The 18,153-nt window shown below is 60.1% G+C and carries 18 protein-coding genes; 11 read left to right on the top strand and 7 right to left on the bottom strand.

The annotated features are described in order from the left end of the window. Positions 1-20: 20 nt before the first annotated feature. The 4 genes from rfaH to metN all read right to left on the bottom strand — a co-directional run bounded on the left by rfaH (position 21) and on the right by metN (position 3,121). Entirely contained in the window at positions 21-521 is a 501-nt protein-coding gene (rfaH, locus tag OKC40_RS03240) for a transcription/translation regulatory transformer protein RfaH (protein WP_270794064.1), read from the bottom strand. 96 nt (positions 522-617) lie between these two features. After that, complete coding sequence (metQ, locus tag OKC40_RS03245) at positions 618-1,418, bottom strand: methionine ABC transporter substrate-binding lipoprotein MetQ (RefSeq protein ID WP_042059915.1); 801 nt, start codon at positions 1,416-1,418, stop codon at positions 618-620. 25 nt (positions 1,419-1,443) lie between these two features. Then, positions 1,444-2,097 (bottom strand): methionine ABC transporter permease, encoded by a 654-nt coding sequence (locus tag OKC40_RS03250; protein ID WP_270794065.1) that lies wholly within the window; start codon positions 2,095-2,097, stop codon positions 1,444-1,446. Then, a complete protein-coding gene (gene metN / locus OKC40_RS03255; RefSeq protein WP_270794066.1) occupies positions 2,078-3,121 on the bottom strand; it encodes a methionine ABC transporter ATP-binding protein MetN in 1,044 nt (347 codons plus the stop codon). The genes OKC40_RS03250 and metN overlap by 20 nt, the downstream gene beginning before the upstream one ends. Before the next feature lie 505 nt (positions 3,122-3,626). Here metN and OKC40_RS03260 point away from each other — a divergent pair. Then, complete coding sequence (locus tag OKC40_RS03260) at positions 3,627-4,082, top strand: hypothetical protein (RefSeq protein ID WP_234603842.1); 456 nt, start codon at positions 3,627-3,629, stop codon at positions 4,080-4,082. 105 nt (positions 4,083-4,187) lie between these two features. Here OKC40_RS03260 and ppgK read toward each other — a convergent pair whose 3' ends face one another. Together ppgK and queG are read right to left on the bottom strand one after the other, a co-directional pair. Further along, positions 4,188-4,928, bottom strand: a complete 741-nt coding sequence (ppgK, locus tag OKC40_RS03265; RefSeq protein WP_042059923.1) for a polyphosphate--glucose phosphotransferase — start codon at positions 4,926-4,928, stop codon at positions 4,188-4,190. Between the two features lie 111 nt (positions 4,929-5,039). Then, positions 5,040-6,194: a tRNA epoxyqueuosine(34) reductase QueG gene (gene queG, locus OKC40_RS03270; RefSeq protein WP_270794067.1), complete on the bottom strand. Its 1,155-nt coding sequence runs from the start codon at positions 6,192-6,194 to the stop codon at positions 5,040-5,042. Positions 6,195-6,314: 120 nt separating this feature from the next. Here queG and OKC40_RS03275 point away from each other — a divergent pair, with 120 nt between their 5' ends. From OKC40_RS03275 to OKC40_RS03320, 10 genes are all read left to right on the top strand, one after another. Beyond that, on the top strand, positions 6,315-7,766 hold the full coding sequence (locus OKC40_RS03275; RefSeq protein ID WP_270794113.1) for an NAD(P)H-hydrate dehydratase: 1,452 nt from the start codon (positions 6,315-6,317) through the stop codon (positions 7,764-7,766). A gap of 10 nt (positions 7,767-7,776) precedes the next feature. Next, positions 7,777-8,250, top strand: coding sequence for a tRNA (adenosine(37)-N6)-threonylcarbamoyltransferase complex ATPase subunit type 1 TsaE (tsaE, locus tag OKC40_RS03280; protein WP_005339056.1), 474 nt, complete (start codon positions 7,777-7,779; stop codon positions 8,248-8,250). A gap of 23 nt (positions 8,251-8,273) precedes the next feature. After that, the gene (locus OKC40_RS03285; protein ID WP_234605612.1) at positions 8,274-9,965 is read left to right on the top strand and encodes an N-acetylmuramoyl-L-alanine amidase; all 1,692 of its coding nucleotides are present in this window, start codon (positions 8,274-8,276) and stop codon (positions 9,963-9,965) included. Positions 9,966-10,039: 74 nt separating this feature from the next. Beyond that, positions 10,040-11,905 (top strand): DNA mismatch repair endonuclease MutL, encoded by a 1,866-nt coding sequence (mutL, locus tag OKC40_RS03290; protein ID WP_270794068.1) that lies wholly within the window; start codon positions 10,040-10,042, stop codon positions 11,903-11,905. Further along, positions 11,895-12,824 (top strand): tRNA (adenosine(37)-N6)-dimethylallyltransferase MiaA, encoded by a 930-nt coding sequence (miaA, locus tag OKC40_RS03295; RefSeq protein WP_234605614.1) that lies wholly within the window; start codon positions 11,895-11,897, stop codon positions 12,822-12,824. Before mutL ends, miaA begins: the two co-directional genes overlap by 11 nt. 72 nt (positions 12,825-12,896) lie before the next feature. Beyond that, positions 12,897-13,160 (top strand): RNA chaperone Hfq, encoded by a 264-nt coding sequence (gene hfq / locus OKC40_RS03300; protein WP_005339045.1) that lies wholly within the window; start codon positions 12,897-12,899, stop codon positions 13,158-13,160. 63 nt (positions 13,161-13,223) lie between these two features. Then, a complete protein-coding gene (gene hflX / locus OKC40_RS03305) occupies positions 13,224-14,510 on the top strand; it encodes a ribosome rescue GTPase HflX (protein ID WP_033135815.1) in 1,287 nt (428 codons plus the stop codon). Between the two features lie 91 nt (positions 14,511-14,601). Continuing rightward, positions 14,602-15,753, top strand: a complete 1,152-nt coding sequence (gene hflK, locus OKC40_RS03310; RefSeq protein WP_270794069.1) for an FtsH protease activity modulator HflK — start codon at positions 14,602-14,604, stop codon at positions 15,751-15,753. Between the two features lie 3 nt (positions 15,754-15,756). After that, on the top strand, positions 15,757-16,641 hold the full coding sequence (gene hflC, locus OKC40_RS03315) for a protease modulator HflC (protein WP_005339038.1): 885 nt from the start codon (positions 15,757-15,759) through the stop codon (positions 16,639-16,641). A 118-nt stretch (positions 16,642-16,759) separates the two neighbouring features. After that, complete coding sequence (locus OKC40_RS03320) at positions 16,760-16,948, top strand: DUF2065 domain-containing protein (RefSeq protein WP_111900703.1); 189 nt, start codon at positions 16,760-16,762, stop codon at positions 16,946-16,948. Positions 16,949-17,029: 81 nt separating this feature from the next. Here OKC40_RS03320 and ispB read toward each other — a convergent pair whose 3' ends face one another. Next, positions 17,030-18,001 carry an octaprenyl diphosphate synthase gene (gene ispB, locus OKC40_RS03325; protein ID WP_270794070.1) on the bottom strand — a complete coding sequence of 324 codons (972 nt, stop codon included), beginning with the start codon at positions 17,999-18,001 and terminating at the stop codon, positions 17,030-17,032. Positions 18,002-18,153: the final 152 nt, after the last annotated feature.

Consider the following 18,153-nt stretch of genomic DNA (forward strand, 5'->3'; position numbering starts at 1 on the left):
CGGCCGTTTGGACTGTTGGTTTAGTCCAGCCGTCTGAAGGCGTGGTTGTCGAAGCTGCTGGTGGTCTCGCGATTGAGCAGGCTGACCAGCAAAATTGCCCGTTTGTCCCCATCCGGTTCCATATAGATGGCTTCGAAGCCAGCCAGTGGTCCCTCTTCAATCAGCACCTTGTCGCCCGAGCAGGGCAGGTTGGCGTAGCAGGCTCTCGCCTCGTCGCTGTCATCGCGGCTCATCAGCTGATAGACCAGCTTGTTGCTGATGGGGGTCCACTCACTGCCGAAATGGATGATCCGGCTGATGCCGCGGGTCGATTTCAGGGTGACCGGTGTCACCTCTTCCAGATCGACGAAGATAAACAGATAGTTGGGGAACATGGGTTCCCGTACCGGAACTCGCTTGCCCCGGCGCAGCTTCTCGATCTCCACCATGGGGTAATAGGATTCGATACCCTGGGCATCGAGGTGGGCGCGGGCGCGGGCCTCTTCTTTTGGCTTGCAGTAGGCCAGATACCATTTTTTCATATTATGAGTATGTTCGTGTTGCCGTGCTCGCGGATATGATAGCGGCGCCAATAAAAAAGGCCACGCATTGCGTGGCCTTTTTTGCCAAGTGAGCAATTACCAACCTTTTACCAGGCCGCCTTTGAACAGCTCCAGACCCTTCTTGTAGACCTCGTCGGTCTGATAGGACTGGACGAACTGTTTGACCTTCTCGTCATCCTTGTTGTTGTCGCGAGCGACGATCAGGTTGACGTAGGGGGACTCCTTGTCTTCAACAAACAGGCCGTTTTCGGTCGGGGTCAGACCAATCTGACCGGCGAAGGTGTTGTTGATGATGGAGAGATCCACATCTTCCAGTGAACGGGGCAGCTGGGCTGCTTCCAGCTCGACAATCTTGAAGTTGCGCGGGTTGCTGGCGATATCCAGCACGGTGGCTTCCAGACCGGCGCCATCCTTCAGGGTGATCAGACCCTGTTTGGCCAACAGGATCAGCGAGCGACCCAGGTTGGTCGGATCGTTCGGTACCGCGATCTGGGCGCCATCTTTCAGTTCGCTCAGCGCCTTGATCTTCTTGGAGTAACCGGCGATCGGGTAGACGAAGGTGTTGCCAACCGGCACCAGCTTGAAGCCGCGATCACGCACTTGCGCATCCAGATAGGGTTTGTGCTGGAAGGCGTTGACGTCGATGCTGCCATCGTTCAGCGCCACGTTCGGGGTGACGTAGTCGGAGAAGTTGACGATCTCGACGGTCAGACCGTATTTCTCTTTGGCGACCTTGGCCGCCACTTCAACCAGCTCGGTCTCGGGGCCAGCAATGGCGCCCACTTTCAGAACCTTGCTCTCTTCTTTTTGACCGCAACCGGCCAGAACCAGACCAGCCAGCAGCGCAGCTGCAACGGATTTGATGCCAAATTTCATAAAACCTCCTGTCAGAAATCGACGATTAACGATGATCACATTTGTGGACCAGGCGCTCACCCGCGCTCTGGATAAGTTGAACCAGTACTACCAGGATAACCACGGTCACCAGCATGACGGTCGGGTCAAAGCGCTGATAACCATAACGAATACCCACATCCCCCAGACCGCCGCCACCGATGGCCCCGGCCATGGCCGAGTAGTTCACCAGCGTGACGAGGGTAATGGTGACGCTGTTGAGGATGCCGGGCAGAGCCTCGGGCAGCAGCACCTTGGTGATGATTTGCAATGGCTTGGCGCCCATCGCCTTGGCCGCTTCCAGCAGGCCATCCGGCACCTCCATCAGGGCCCCTTCCACCAGACGGGCGATGAAGGGGATACAACCGACGGTCAGCGGCACGATGGCAGCGATGGTGCCGATACTGGTGCCGACAATCAGCCGGGTCAGCGGAATGATGGCGACCAGCAGGATGATAAAGGGCACCGAGCGACCCACGTTGACCACCATACCCAGAGTACGGTTGAGCAAGGGGTTGGCCAGGATCTGGCCCGCCTTGGTGACGTGCAGTGCTACGCCGAGCGGCAGGCCCAGCAGGCAGCCGAACAGGGCGGAGGCAAACACCATGACCAGGGTGTCGCCCAGGGCCGTGATGAGCAGATTAATCATGGCTTCGGACATAACCCATTACCTCCAGCTGAATATGGTTGTCGATGAGGAACTGCTGGGTCGCCTCGCACTGGGCCTCATCCCCGAACAGCTCGGCCAGCAGGAAACCGAATTTGACGCCACCGGCGTACTCGATGTCTGCGCTCAGAATGCTGATGTCGATGTTGAAACGGCGGCTCGCCTCGGAGATCAGCGGCGTATCGACCGTGCTGCCGGTAAAGCCAAGCTTCACCAGCGGATAGCTACCCGGCACTCGCTCGCTGCTCATCCGATCCTGATACTCCTGCGGTACCTCCAGATGGATGGTGGAGTGGATGAAGTCACGGGCCAGCTGGGTCTTGGCATTGCTGAAGAACCAGGCTACTTCGCCCTGCTCGATCAGGCGGCCATCGCTGATGATGGCCACTTCGTCACAGATCCCTTTCACCACATCCATTTCGTGGGTGATGAGCAGGATGGTGAGCCCCAGCTTGACGTTGATCTCCTTGAGCAGGGTCAGGATCGAGCGGGTGGTCTGCGGGTCGAGGGCCGAGGTGGCCTCGTCACAGAGCAGCACCTTGGGGGCCGGTGCCAGTGCGCGGGCAATGGCGACACGCTGCTTCTGACCGCCGGAAAGCTCGGATGGATAGGCATGGGCACGGCTTTCCAGCCCGACCAGTGCCAGCAGCTCGGCAACCCGTTGCTGGATCTGCTCTTTGCTCCAGCCTGCCAGCTCCAGCGGAAAGGCGATGTTGGCAAACACGGTGCGGGAAGCGAGCAGGTTGAAGTGCTGGAAGATCATCCCGATCTGGCGGCGAGCCTGGGTCAGATCCCGTTCGCTTAGGGCGACCAGATCCTCGCCATCGACAATCACCTGGCCCTCTGTCGGGCGCTCCAGCAGGTTGACACAACGAATGAGGGTACTCTTGCCGGCACCGGAGGCACCGATCACCCCGAAAATTTTGCCTTGGGGTACATGCAGACTCACATCACGCAGGGCGTGCACGGCGTCACTGCCTGTACCGTAGACTTTGTTGAGACCTTTCAACTTAATCATGGATTCTTCCGTGCTAACAGCCTTACAGCACAGGGCGCTACAGGCGGGGAAATTGGGCAGAGGTTTCACTGGGTTACTCTGTCATCATGGAGGATGATGCTAAGATGTCTGGATGGCTGTGTCAACGCATGTTTTTACGTCTAGACGTCTAAAAAAGTGATAAGGATATCTGTCTGGTGGATAACGATCAGGGTGGATATGTCTCGCATCCAGATCCTGTTTCGCCAGCTAGGTATATGGCCGAATTAAAGATGGTTTATATCGGGTAAATGCTGGTTTTATTAGTGTGTCAGCCCGATGTCACCTATGTCAGGTGTCGAGCCTGAAACGCCACCATAGTTACACAAATCGCTGCACAAATCGTTCCCTATTCGCGACCGGATCACCTGTCTGCCCCTTTGTCGGCATCAACCTTGATGCAGCGCAAGGGGGGCTCGGATAGGGATTGGGTCGGTTGCGCTTGTTTTTTATACTGATGATACCGACAAGCATGGAGGGCAGTGCGATGAGATTCCAACAGATCAAAGAGTTGCTGCACTATCTTGAACAGGTTCATCACCAGCTCGGGCTCTGTTACGGGCGATTGACCAGTCAGGTGGACAGCGAACGCAGCCGGATGTTGCTGGTCTATCTGCAAGGGCGTGAGGATGCGGCCAGTGCCCATCTGCACGAATATGCCGCTCAGCTGGGAGAGGCGGTGAGGGAGACCTGGCTGAATCAGAGTTTCAGCGAGGGTATGTTGCCCGCCATCACCCGCTTCGAGCTGCCGGCCTCGGCCCAGACCCAGGATATCGTCACTCAGGTGTGCCGCTGGGAAGAGCGGCTGGTGGGCGAGCTGGGCCATCTGGCCCGGGAGTGCCCGACACCGGCTACCACCACTCTGCTCGAGAATCTGGCCGGGTTGGAGCAGACCCGCCTGACCCGACTGGTGCACGGGGTACACCGACTCGATGACATGTAACGGGTGATGGCGGTCGAACACGCAAGATAGCGGCCAAACAAAAGGGCCCGGCAGCAGTGCCGGGCCCTGTCCATTTGATCTCTGCTGATTGGCGGTGAGCGGCGATCAGCCCTGCCGCTCGGCCGCGTAGAGGGCGGCCCCGATAATGCCCGCCTGATTGAGGCTGGCCGCCGGAATGAGCGGTGCCCGGGTCTCGATGCGATCGACAAATTTATCCAGTTTGGCGGCGCTACCGCCCCCCAGAATAAAGAGGTCGGGGGAGAAGAGAAACTCGAGGCGCGCCAGATACTTGTTGAAGCGTTTGCCCCAGCGATTCCAGGAGAGATCTTCCCGTTTGCGCACAGCATCGGAGCAGTAGTGCTCGGCCACCATCCCTTCCAGCATCAGGTGACCCAGCTCGGTGTTGGGCAGCAGGTGGCCGTTGACGAAGATGGCGGTGCCGATGCCGGTGCCGACCGTGATGAGGATGATGACCCCCTTGCGATCCTTACCGGCGCCAAAGCGCATCTCGGCCAGACCGGCGGCATCGGCATCATTCAGCACATAGCAGGGCTTGCCGGTGACATCGGCAAACAGATGCTCGGCATCGGTCTCAATCCAGCTCTTGTCGATATTGGCCGCACTCTTGGCAATGCCGTTGTGAATGGTGGCGGGAAAGCCGCAGCCCACCGGCCCTTTCCAGTCAAAGTGTTCGACCAGCGCCTTGAGGGTATGGGCGATGGCGGCCGGGGTGGCCGGTTGCGGCGTGGCAATGCGATGGCGCTCGCCGATCAGTTCGCCGGTTTTGGTATCCACCAGACAGCCCTTGATCCCAGAGCCTCCAATATCCACTCCCAACATATGCATCTGTGTTGTCCTTGTTGTGTGCCGACCAGCTGATACTGATTACGGTGTTCTGGTCACTGCGGGTCGGCAGAGCATGAAAAAAGTACAGCAATCCGGCAAGGGGCAGATCACTTATGCGTGATCCGGCAGACCTTTTTCGATGCAGCGGATCAGCAAACGGGTTTTCTTGTTCTCTTCATCCTGACGCTGGGCAAGGGTGGCCAGCGCCCATTCGATATGTTCGGCCACCATGGGCTCGGCGGTGGTCAGCCCCTGTTGCAGGGCGGCGATCACCTCGGGGGTTGCCGGGCCATTGCCGAGGGCGACCGCCAGATTGCGGCGCCAGCGTTGGTAGCCGATGCGGCGGATCGGGCTCCCTTCGGTCTGCTTGAGAAAATCGCTCTCGCTCCAGCGCCACAGCGCCAGCAGGGGCGGGCGGTGCAAGCCGGGGCGCGGGCTGAAGTCAGGTTCCGGGCTGGCATCGGCATAGCGATTCCAGGGGCAGATAAGCTGGCAGTCGTCGCAGCCGTAGATGCGGTTGCCCAGCAAGGGTCTGAACTCTTCCGGGATCGGGCCATCGTTCTCGATGGTGAGATAGGAGATGCAGCGACGGCCATCCACCACATAGGGGGCGACAATGGCGCCAGTCGGGCAGATGTTGATGCAGGCGACGCACTTGCCGCACTGCGCCTTCTCCACTGGCTGGTCGAGCGGCAGCGGCAGGTTGAGCAACAGCTCACCGAGAAAGAAGAAGGAGCCAGCCGATTCGTTGAGCAGCAGTGAGTGTTTGCCAACCCAGCCGAGGCCCGCCTTGGCTGCCAGCGGCCGCTCGAGGATGGGGGCGGAGTCAACGAAGGGGCGCCACTCACCCAAGGTCTCTTCAGTGCCTTGAAACAACTCGGCGCAGCGCGCTTCGATGCGATCACCCAGCTGTTTGAGCCGGTTGCGCAGCACCTTGTGGTAGTCGCGGCCGAGCGCGTAGCGGCTGATATAGCCGAGGGTCGGATCGCGCAGGGTGGCGGCAAAGCCCGCCTCGAACGGCAGGTAGTTCATCCGCACCGACAACACCCGCACCGTGCCCGGCAGCAGCTCGTGGGGGCGCGCGCGCATCATGCCGTGGCGCACCATGTAATCCATGCTGCCGTGATAGCCCGCATCCAGCCAGGCCTGCAATCTCGGCTCTTCGATACGCAGATCGGTGTCGGTGATGCCCGCCTGGTCAAATCCTAGCTCCCGTGCCCAGAGCTTGATATCGTGGGCCAGCTGGTGGAAGTCAGGTGCGCTCATGCGGCTTGGCCTGGCCGGAGTTGGCTGGCGTGGGTCGATTGATAAGAGGCGGGAGCCGTCATGGTAGAGATCATCAGGGGCGCGTTGGGCACATAAGAGGGGGGCAGTTTACCACAGGGGCTGTGGCAGACTGAACAGATCCGCACACTGGAGCGCAACTGGGCCGCGCGTGAGGGGCAACCTCTCTATGCCCTGATGGAGCGAGCCGGTGCTGCACTGCGCACCTATGCCACCCTGCATTGGCCCGAGAGTCGTTGCTGGTGGATTTTCGTCGGCCCCGGTAATAACGGCGGTGATGGCTATGTGCTGGCCCGCCTTGCCCGCCAGATCGGCATCGAGGTGGTGGTGATTGCCGCCAGAGCACCCGAGCTGCTGAAAGGGGATGCCAGACGGGCCGCCGATGAGTGGCTGGCGGCCGGTGGCCGGGTCTGGCTGGCCGAGCAGTTTGATGGTGCGCAGCAGCCTGCCCCGGATCTGGTGGTCGATGCCCTGCTTGGCACCGGCGTCAACACCCCCCTCTCGCCGCTACTGACAAAGATCGTCGCAACAATCAATGGCTTGGCTGTGCCCGTGCTGGCGGTGGATCTCCCCTCCGGCCTCAACGGCGATACCGGCCGTGCCATGGGGGCCGTGGTGCAGGCCACTCGCACCCTCACCTTTATCGGGATCAAGCAGGGGATGCTCACCGGCGACGGGGTGGATTGCGTCGGCCTGCTCGACTGTGATCCCCTTGGCGTCACGCCAGATGATGCTATTTCGCCCGCCGCCTGGCGCATCGATTATCCACTGCTAAGCACGCAACTGACCCCGCGCCAGCGCGCTTCCCACAAGGGCTCTTATGGCAAGGTGCTGCTGGTGGGGGGCAATCGCGGCATGCAGGGGGCCATCGTGCTGGCAGCCCGCGCCTGCCTGCGGGCGGGGGCTGGGCTGGTGCGGGTGTGCCAACATCCGGAGCATCCGCCGGTCAGCCTTTATCAACCCGAATTGATGAGCCTTATCACCGCAGATGACGAGGGGTGGGCGTCGGTGCGGGTCATCGGCCCCGGCCTCGGTCAGGATGAGTGGGGAAGGGGGCAAATCGCCCGTTATCTCACCGATCGGCTGCCACTGGTTTTGGACGCTGATGGATTGAATTGGCTGGCGCAATCTCCCCGCCATCAGGATAATTGGGTGCTCACGCCCCATCCCGGCGAAGCGGCGCGACTGCTGGGATGCACCATTGCCGAGATTGAAACCGACCGGTTTGCCGCCGTGCAGGCGTTGCAGCGGCGCTATGGCGGTGTGGTGTTGTTAAAAGGGGCGGGAACACTTATTTATGACGGCGAGCGGGTCGCTCTCTGCTGTGAAGGCAATCCCGGCATGGCAAGTGGCGGCATGGGCGATCTGTTATCTGGTATAATCGCCGCCCTTTTGGCCCAGGGCTGGTCTGCCACCATGGCAAGCTGGCTGGGCGCCGTGATCCACGGCGAGGCCGCAGATCAGGCCGCCGCCGACGGCGAGCGGGGCATGCTGGCGTCAGATCTGCTGCCGCTGATCCGCAGACTGGTTAATCCCGACACCATAACAAGTTAAAAAGAAGAACATGGCAAAACAGTTGATGATGACACTGCCGGACGAGGCAGCAACCGTGGCACTGGGTGGCCGTCTGGCACAGGCTTGCCAGCAGGCGACCACAGTGTTTTTGCATGGCACGCTTGGCGCCGGTAAAACCACCCTGACCCGCGGCTGGGTGCAGGGCCTTGGCCATCAGGGCAAGGTAAAAAGCCCGACTTACACCCTGGTCGAGCCCTACGAACTCGATGGTTGGCAGGTCTACCATTTCGATCTCTATCGCCTGGCTGATCCGGAAGAGCTGGAATTCATGGGCATTCGGGACTATTTTGCCGCCAACACTCTCTGTCTGGTGGAGTGGTCCGAGAAGGGCGAGGGCTGGCTACCGGCTCCCGACCTGGAAATTACCCTCACTTATGTAGGCGAGCAGCGCGAGGTTCTGATAGAGGCCCGCACTGCTATTGGCGAAGCCATTCTGGAACGGTTGTCATCTACGTGCGCTTGATCCTTGTTATTGCTCTCTCTTTGATGGCGTTACCCTCCTGGGCGAATCAGCTCAAGAGCGTACGAATCTGGCCATCACCGGATAATACCCGGGTGGTGCTCGACATGAGCAGCGCCCCCAACTTCAACTATTTCACCCTCACCGGCCCGGATCGGCTGGTGATCGACCTGAAAGGGGCGAGCAACGCCGCCAATCTGGCGCGGATCGAGAACAACAGCGAACTGGTGCGCAAGATCCGCCAGAGCACGCCGCTGGAAAAGGGCGGTCTGCGGCTGGTGATGGATCTCAGCTCCGCCATCAAGCCGGTGGTCTTTCCGTTGGCGCCAGCCGGGCCTTATGGCCACCGTCTGGTCATCGACCTCCCTTATGAAGAGAAGCGCTCGGCGGCTGCGGTGCAATCCACGCCCGTCGGTGGCAAGGGCAAGGGGGTGGTGATTGCCATCGACCCGGGCCACGGCGGGGAAGATCCGGGCTCCATCGGCCCGCGCCGTACCTACGAGAAGCGGGTGACGCTGGCGGTCTCCCAGAAGCTGGCGGCGCTGATCGACCGCGAGCCGGGGATGCGCGCCGTGCTGACCCGTCGTGGCGACTACTTCGTTGACCTCAACAAGCGCTCCGAGATTGCCCGCAAGGCCAAGGCCGATCTGCTGGTGTCGGTGCATGCGGACAGCTTCCATAACTCCACGCCCCGTGGTGCCTCGGTCTGGGTCTTGTCGACCAACCGCGCCAACCGCGAGATGGGCAGCTGGCTGGAGAAGCAGGAGAAGCAGGGCGAGCTGCTGGGCGGTGTCGGCAAGGTGTTGGCGGAATCCGATCCCAACCCCTATCTGGCGCAGACCTTCCTCGACCTCTCCATGGACAAGTCCCGTGCCGAAGGATATGACGTCAGCCGCCAGATCCTGCGCTCCATGGGCAAGGTTGCCCGACTGCACAAGAAGGCGCCTGAACACGCCAGTCTGGCGGTGCTGAAAGCGCCGGATATTCCCTCGGTGCTGGTAGAGACCGGGTTTATCTCCAACCATGCGGAAGAGAAGCTGCTGGCCACCGCCAGCTATCAGGACCAGCTGGCCCGCGCCATCTTCGAGGGGATCCGCAACTACTACCGTGCCCACCCGACCAAGGGGGCCATGCTGACTGGCAAGGGGCAGGCGAGCCGGCCTGCCGCGACCACTCGGTCTGCGCCGGTCGCCCAGCAGCCGGTGAGCCAGCCCAGACAGGTACAGTCGCAGCCGGTGGTGAGTAACAAGATGCCCGCCACTGCCCGCGACGGCGGTGCGGCGACCGGCTCTGGTGCCGGGGTGATCAAGCCTTATTCGGCAGCAGCGCAAGAGACCGGAGCGCCGGTCAGCAGCGTGGGCGACTATGACAAATCGCAGATGCTCCGCCATGTGGTCCAACGGGGCGAGAGCCTCTCCCGCCTTGCCGAGAAGCATGGGGTGAGTCAGTCCACTTTGGTGGAGATCAACCAGCTGCGCAGCCGGGATATTCAGATTGGTCAGACCATCTATATCCCCCAACAGGGGCAGAGCCGCAGTGCCGCTCCCGTTCGCAGTGACGACAAGTCGCAGATGATCCGCCATGTGGTCAAGCGGGGCGAAAGCCTCTCCCGTCTTGCCGAGAAGCATGGGGTTAGTCAGGCGCGGCTGGTGGAGATCAACAAGCTCAAGTCGCGGGATATTCAGGTAGGGCAGGTGCTCTACATTCCGCAAAACTGACGTGCGGGAGCTGGCTCTGCCGCTCCCCGTGTTGGCAGAATACTTTCTGCAAGATTGAAATTCAGGAGCAAGTGATGCCGATCCGTATTTTGCCACCCATTCTGGCCAACCAAATTGCAGCCGGAGAGGTGGTGGAGCGGCCCTCTTCTGTGGTGAAAGAGCTGGTGGAAAACAGCCTAGATGCGGGGGCCGACCGGGTCGAGATCGACATCGACAAGGGGGGCGCCAAGCTGATCCGCATCCGTGACAACGGCTGTGGCGTCGCCAAAGACGAGCTGGTGCTGGCGCTGTCGCGTCACGCCACCTCCAAGGTCGCCACGCTGGACGATCTGGAAGGGATCAACAGCCTCGGTTTTCGTGGCGAGGCGCTCGCCTCCATCAGCTCGGTCTCCCGTCTCACCTTTACCTCCCGTACCGCAGAGCAGTCCGAAGCCTGGCAAGCCCAGGCGGAAGGGCGCGAGATGAGCGTCACCATCAAGCCGGCGGCCCATCCGGTGGGCACCACGCTGGAGGTGGTGGATCTCTTCTTCAATACCCCCGCGCGGCGCAAGTTCATGCGCAGCGAAAAGACCGAGTTTGCCCATATCGACGAGCTGGTGCGCCGCATCGCGCTCTCCCGCTTCGATGCCACCCTGATCCTGCGCCACAACGGCAAGGTGGTGCGCCAGTACAAGGCCGCCAATACCGTGCCGGAGCAGGAGCGCCGCCTCGCCGCCGTTTGCGGCACCCCCTTTATGCACCATGCGCTGGCGGTGGAGAGCGAGCATAGCGATGTGCGTCTGTGGGGCTGGCTGGCGACCCCGGAGGGGGCCAGACCGCAGAACGACCTGCAATACACCTACGTCAACGGCCGGATGATGCGCGACAAGCTGATCAACCACGCCATCCGTCAGGCCTATGATGAGCTGTTGCCTCCCGATCGCTTCGCCGCCTATGTGCTCTATATCGAGCTGGATCCACGTCAGGTGGATGTCAACGTCCACCCGGCCAAGCACGAGGTGCGCTTCCATCAGGCGCGGCTGATCCACGACTTTATCTTTCAGGCGCTGTTCACTGCGTTGCGTCGTGAAGGGGTCAGCGCCGTGCATCAGGACGCGCCGCTGGCCGAAACTCTGGTCGAGTTGCCGGTCAGCCCGCAGATTGAATATCCCGGTCAGGCGCCACGCCCGGAGTGGTACGGTGCCGAGCACAGCTACCGGGCACCTGCACAGGTACGGGAAGGGGGCGCGGCGCGCGCCAGCAACTATCAACCGCCCGAGCCGCCGAGTCGCGAGGCGATGCGCGGTATGGGAGCCCTGCTTACTACCCTGCCTATTGCAACGGCGGCTGAGACTGCACCTGAGCAGCCAGCGGCCACCGTGCCATCACCCAAACAGGGGGGATGTCGCGCTCTGACGCTGGTGGATCAGGCCTACCTGTTGATCGAGCGGGATAATCAGCTGGCGCTGCTCTCGCTGGTGCGCGCCGAGCGGGTGCTGCTTCGCCATTGGCTGCTGGAGACCTGGGGCCAGGGGCTGGCGGCCCAGCCACTGTTGCTGCCGGTCTCCTTCAAATTGCCGAAGAATCTGATCGCGCTGGTGACCGAGCAGGAGCGTTTGCTGAAACGGATGGGGCTGGAGTTGAAAAGCGGCGGGCGCGACACCATGATCCTGACTCGGGTGCCCGCCCTGCTGCGCCAGACCGATCTGGTGCGTCTGTTACCCGAATTGCTGCAAATTATCGAGGGCGGATCTGACAGTGATGCTGGCCAGCAGGCTGAAGTATTATGCCAATGGCTGGTGGAGCAGGGGATAAGCCGCGAGAAGATATACGATTTTTCAACTGCCAGTCGTCTGCTGACGGAACTTGTGACCGATTTCAGTGACCAACTGGCAGACATTCGCATGGTGCGCCCGCTTTCGCTGGCGACCGTGCTGGAGGAGTTTGAACATGGCGAGTGACTTGCCGACCGCAATTTTTCTGATGGGGCCGACGGCCTCCGGCAAGACGGATCTCGCCATTGAACTGTGCCAGTCATTGCCTTGCGACATCATCAGCGTCGATTCGGCGCTGATCTATCGCGGCATGGATATCGGTACGGCCAAGCCGACCGCCGATGAACTGGCGCGGGCCCCGCACCGGCTGATCGACATTCTTGACCCGGCCTTGAGCTATTCGGCGGCCGACTTTTGCAAGGATGCCCTGCGGGAGATGAAAGAGATCGCCGACCGTGGCCGCATTCCGCTGCTGGTGGGCGGTACCATGCTCTATTTCAAGGCGCTGCTGGAGGGATTGTCCCCGCTGCCCTCCGCCGATCCCGCCATTCGTGCCGGGATTGAGGAAGAGGCTGCTCGCCTCGGTTGGCAAGCGCTGCACGACGAGCTGGTGCGCATCGACCCGGTGGCCGGGGCGCGGATCCACCCCAATGACCCGCAGCGGCTCTCTCGGGCGCTCGAGGTCTACCGCATCAGCGGCAAGACCCTCACCGAGCTGACACAGGTGCAGGGGGAGGGGTTACCCTATCGGGTGCAGCAGTTTGCCATCGCTCCGAGCGATCGCGCCGTGCTGCATCAGCGGATCGAACAGCGCTTTGACAAGATGCTGCAAGGTGGCTTTGAACAGGAGGTTCGTGCGCTGATGGCGCGCGGCGATCTGAACCCGGATCTCCCCTCCATTCGCTGCGTGGGTTATCGCCAAATGTGGGACTACCTGTGTGGTGAAGTGGGGTATGATGAGATGCGTTATCGTGGCATTGTTGCCACACGCCAATTGGCAAAACGACAGATGACCTGGTTGCGCGGCTGGCCCGATGTGACCTGGTTGGAATCTGGTGAGTCTGGCAATCTCGCCCGCGTGCTTGCTCGCGCTGGTGCGGCTTGACACTCCCTGTATAATCAGGTTGTTATATTGATATTCGGTGTTTAAAAACAACAAACTATAAGGAAAAGAAAAATGGCTAAGGGGCAATCTCTCCAAGACCCGTTTTTGAATGCGCTGCGCCGTGAGCGGATTCCTGTTTCTATCTATTTGGTGAACGGCATCAAACTGCAAGGTCAGATCGAGTCTTTTGACCAGTTTGTTATCCTGCTGAAAAACACCGTTAGCCAGATGGTTTACAAGCACGCCATCTCGACTGTCGTACCGGCCCGTGCCGTCAATCATCACCAGCCCACTCCGGGTGGCGCGGCTGATGAACAGGGTGATGCCGAGGCGTGATATCCCTGGGCGAGTCGACTCGCCAACTCAGATTCATCATGATTCCTGTTAAGGAGCAAGCGCTTGTTTGACCGTTATGAAGCTGGCGAACAGGCCGTTCTGGTGCATGTCAACTTCAGTGATGAGGGTGAGCGGGAGGATCTGGAAGAGCTCAAGATGTTGGTGAGCTCGGCCGGAGTCAATGCGCTGGGGGTCGTGACCACCAGTCGCAGTGCGCCCAGTGCCAAATTTTTTGTCGGCAGCGGCAAGGCTGAAGAGATCGCGTCCCAGGTTCAGATGCTGGCGGCGGACGTGGTGATCTTCAACCATGCCCTGACCCCCGCCCAGGAGCGCAACCTGGAGCGTCTGTTCCAGTGCCGGGTGGTGGATCGAACCGGCCTGATCCTCGATATCTTTGCCCAGCGCGCCCGTACCCACGAAGGTAAACTGCAGGTCGAACTGGCCCAGTTGCGCCATCTTTCCACTCGTCTGGTGCGAGGCTGGACTCACCTTGAGCGTCAAAAGGGCGGGATCGGTCTGCGTGGCCCGGGTGAAACCCAGCTTGAAACTGACCGACGTCTGCTGCGGGAACGCATCAAGGCGATTTTGCGTCGGCTCGACAAGGTGGCCAAGCAGCGGGAGCAGGGACGCCGCGCCCGCAACCGCAACGAAGTGCCGACGGTGTCACTGGTTGGTTATACCAACGCCGGAAAGTCCACTTTGTTCAACCAACTTACAGCTGCCAGCGTGTATGCTGCCGACCAATTGTTCGCAACTCTGGATCCTACCCTGCGTAAACTGGTGATCCGGGATGTGGGTGATGTGATTTTGGCGGATACAGTTGGATTTATTCGGCACTTGCCCCATGATCTGGTCGCGGCCTTCAAGGCGACCCTGCAGGAGACCCGTGAAGCGGATCTGCTGCTGCATGTGGTGGACTGTGCCGATGAGCAGATGCAGGAGAATATCGACTCCGTGCAGCAGGTGTTGGCCGAGATTGAAGCCGACGACAGGCCCCAGCTGATGATCTGCAACAAGATCGACAAGCTGGCGGATCGTCCGGCGGGTCTGGAGCGAGATGACGAGGGGCGCCCGTTGCGCGTCTGGCTGTCGGCTCAGACCGGTGAAGGTTGTGAGCATCTGTTTACGGCGCTGACCGAATTGCTGGCTGGCTCCATGGTGCATCACACCCTGCAGTTGCCTCCTTCTGCCGCGAGATTGCGCAGTGCGCTCTATCAGCTGAAAGGGATTGAGCAGGAAGGTTTTAGCGAGGAGGGTGATTTCGTGCTGGAAGTCCGCTTGCAAGTGGCCGACTGGAACCGCCTCGTGAAACAGGAAGGTGAGAGTTTACAACGCTTTATCAGGCATTGATTCGTCGATGAAGATGAACCCTTTGGGGCTTCTCAACGTATGATGGCCCGGTAGAGATGATATCCATCCGCATGTATTAATGGAGACGCTGATGGCTTGGAATGAGCCTGGTAACAACGGCAAAGACCGTGACCCTTGGGGGAATAACGGCAAGAATCAGGGACCCCCTGATCTGGATGAAATGCTGCGCAAAGTGAGTCGCCGTTTCGGTGGCTTGTTTGGTGGCGGCAAATCTGGCGGCGATATAGGTCGCTTTGGTATCTCCATCGCGCTGGTTGTGGCTGTGGTGGTGTGGGTCGTCAGCGGCTTCTACACCATTCGCGAAGCGGAGCGTGGTGCCGTGCTGCGGTTTGGCAAGTTTTCCCATATTGTCGAGCCTGGCCTGCGCTGGAAGCCGACCTTTATCGATCAGGTGATCCCGGTGGACGTCGAGTCCGTGCGTTCCCTGCCTGCTTCCGGTTTCATGCTGACTCAGGATGAGAACGTGGTACGGGTCGAGATGGACGTACAGTACCGTGTCGTCAATCCCGAGCAGTACCTGTTCAGCGTGACCAATGCCGACGAGAGTCTGGGTCAGGCTACCGATAGCGCCCTGCGCTACGTGGTGGGTCATACCCGGATGGATGATGTGCTGACCACCGGTCGTGAGAAAGTGCGTCAGGAGACCTGGCAGGTGATCGATGGCATCATCGAGCCCTACCAGATGGGTCTGCAGATCGTCGACGTCAACTTCCTGCCGGCGCGTCCGCCGGAAGAGGTGAAAGACGCCTTCGATGACGCCATCTCCGCTCAGGAAGATGAACAGCGCTTCATTCGTGAAGCGGAAGCCTACGCTCGTGAAGTGGAGCCGAAGGCGCGTGGTTCGGTCAAGCGTCTGGAGCAGGAAGCGGAAGCTTACAAATCCCAGATCGTGTTGAAAGCCCAGGGTGAAGTTGCTCGCTTCAACGAGTTGCTGCCCCAGTATCAGGCTGCCCCCGAGCTGACCCGTGAGCGTATCTATCTGGAAACGATGGAAGAGCTCTATCAGCAGGCCAACAAGGTGGTGGTCGACATGCCGGCTGGCAACAACAGCATGATCTACCTGCCGCTCGACAAGCTGTCCGGCAAGCCGAATGCAGCCCAGTCTGATCGTGCCACTGTCGCTCCGGTCGCAGAGCAAACCCCCGTTTCCAACGAGGGTGCCAACTCTACGCCGACAACGCCGCTGCGTAGCGGTGACCGCTTCAGCTCAGGGAGAAACTGATAGATGAAAAAGCTAGCTATTGGTGCAATCGCTGTCGCGGCCATGGTCTGCTTCTCCTCTGTCTTTATCGTTGATGAAGGTCAGAAGGGGATTGTGGTGCAGTTTGGCAAGGTGAAGCGGGTTGACTCCGGTGAGCCCCGTCTCTATGAGCCGGGCCTGCACTTCAAGGTGCCGCTCATCGACCAGGTTCGCAAGATGGATGCCCGCATCCAGACCATTGACAGCCAGGCCGACCGTTTTGTTACCTCCGAGAAGAAAGACCTGATCATCGACTCTTACGTGAAGTGGAAGATTGAGGATTTCTCCAAGTACTACCTGGCAACCGGTGGTGGCAACAAACTGCAGGCTGAAGATCTGCTCAAACGCAAGATCAACAACGGTCTGCGTTCCGAGATCGGTAACCGCACCATCAAGGACATCGTCTCCGGTGAGCGCAGTACCGTGATGGAAGATGCTCTGAAGAAGATGGCGCGCTCCTCCGAGCTCGGTATCAAGGTGGTGGATGTGCGGATCAAGCAGATCAACCTGCCGGTAGAAGTCTCCAACTCCATCTACCAGCGGATGCGTGCCGAACGTACCGCAGTCGCCCGTGAGCACCGCTCTCAGGGTCGCGAGAAGGCTGAAATCCTGCGTGCCGATATCGACCGCAAGGTGACCGTCATGATCGCCGACGCCGAGAGTAACGCTCGCCAGCTGCGCGGTGAAGGGGATGCGGAAGCCGCCAAGATCTATGCCGACAGCTACAAGAAAGACCCCGAGTTTTTCAGCTTCGTGCGTAGCATGGAGGCCTATCGCAAGAGCTTCGCCGGTGGCAACGACCTGATGGTGTTGAAGCCGGACAGCGAGTTCTTCCGTTACCTCAAGTCTCCTCACGGCACCAAGCAGTAATCGCCACGAGGTCACATTCAAAGGGTCTGCATTGTCAGACCCTTTTGTTTTTGGTGCCAACGGCCAGCCGTCGACCACCAGTGGTTGGTTGTGTTGACGCTGTGCTGAAGGAGGTCGGATGCTGACATCCATGCTGATGGGGTTGGGATTGCTGTTGTTGTTCGAGGGGCTCGGCCCGCTGTTGATGCCCAGGGCATGGCAGCAGATGTTGCGGCTGCTGAGCGATCAGCCAGCGGAGCAGTTGCGCCGTATCGGCGGCTCGCTAGTGGTGGCGGGCAGCGTGATCCTCTGGATGCTGAGTCGCTGAGTCTGGCGCAATGCACTGTCCAGCAGATAGCAGACAATAAAAAAGAGGCCAACGGCCTCTTTTTTCATGCATGTCGTTTACTCAGGCACTGCGTTGCACGGCCATGTGGGCCAGTGTTTCCAGCGCGTGCTTGTGCGGGGAGTCCGGCAGGATGGTGAGAGCGGCAATGGCCTTGTCGGCCTCTTCCCTGGCACGCATGCGGGAGTACTCCAGCGCGCCAGTGCGGTCGAGAATGCCAAGGATCTGCTCAAGATGCTCCATGCCGTTGCGGTGCTCGATGGCATCGCGCACCAGTTGACGCTCTTCCGGCGTGCCCACTTCCATGGCGCGCAGCAGCGGCAGGGTCGGTTTGCCTTCGGCCAGATCGTCACCGACGTTCTTGCCCATCTCTTCGCTCTGGGAGCAGTAGTCCATCACGTCATCGATGATCTGGAACGCGGTGCCCAGATACTTGCCGTAATCGGTCATGGCCTGCTCGACGGGCTCGGGCTGATGAGTCAGTACGGCGGCGAGCCGGGTAGCGGCCTCGAACAGCTTGGCGGTCTTGCAGTAGATGACCGTCATGTAGCTCTCTTCGGTGGTGTCCGGATCGTTGCAGTTCATCAGCTGCAACACTTCCCCTTCGGCGATGGTGTTGGTGGCATCCGAGAGGATCTCCATCACCCGCAGGTTGGAGAGTTCGGCCATCATCTGGAAGGAGCGGCTATAGAGGTAGTCACCGACCAGCACGCTGGCAGCATTGCCAAACATGGCGTTGGCGGTCTCCCGGCCGCGGCGCAGGTCGGATTCGTCGACCACGTCGTCATGCAGCAGGGTAGAGGTGTGAATGAATTCGATGATGGCGGCCAGTTTCAGGTGATCCTCACCCTCATAGCCCAGCGCACGCGCTGCCATCACGGTCAGCATGGGGCGCATCCGTTTCCCGCCGGCGCTGACAATGTAGAAACCCAGCTGATTGATCAGACTAACGTCGGACTGGAGTCGGGCCAGGATCAGTTCATTGACCGCCGTCATGTCGGCGGCACAGAGCGCACGGATAGTCTGTTGGTCCATAAGTCTCGTAACGTGACAGCAGCAATAACTGCGATTTTAGTAATGGCAGGGATTCTACACGATTTCACAATGGGTTACAGTTAGGCGTTTATCCACGGCGGCAGATATGCGCACAAAATAAACTTTTTGCTAAATTGGCCTTGCCTGAGCAG

This window comes from Aeromonas sp. QDB11 (assembly GCF_027705265.1).
In the GTDB taxonomy this organism is placed as follows: domain Bacteria; phylum Pseudomonadota; class Gammaproteobacteria; order Enterobacterales; family Aeromonadaceae; genus Aeromonas; species Aeromonas allosaccharophila.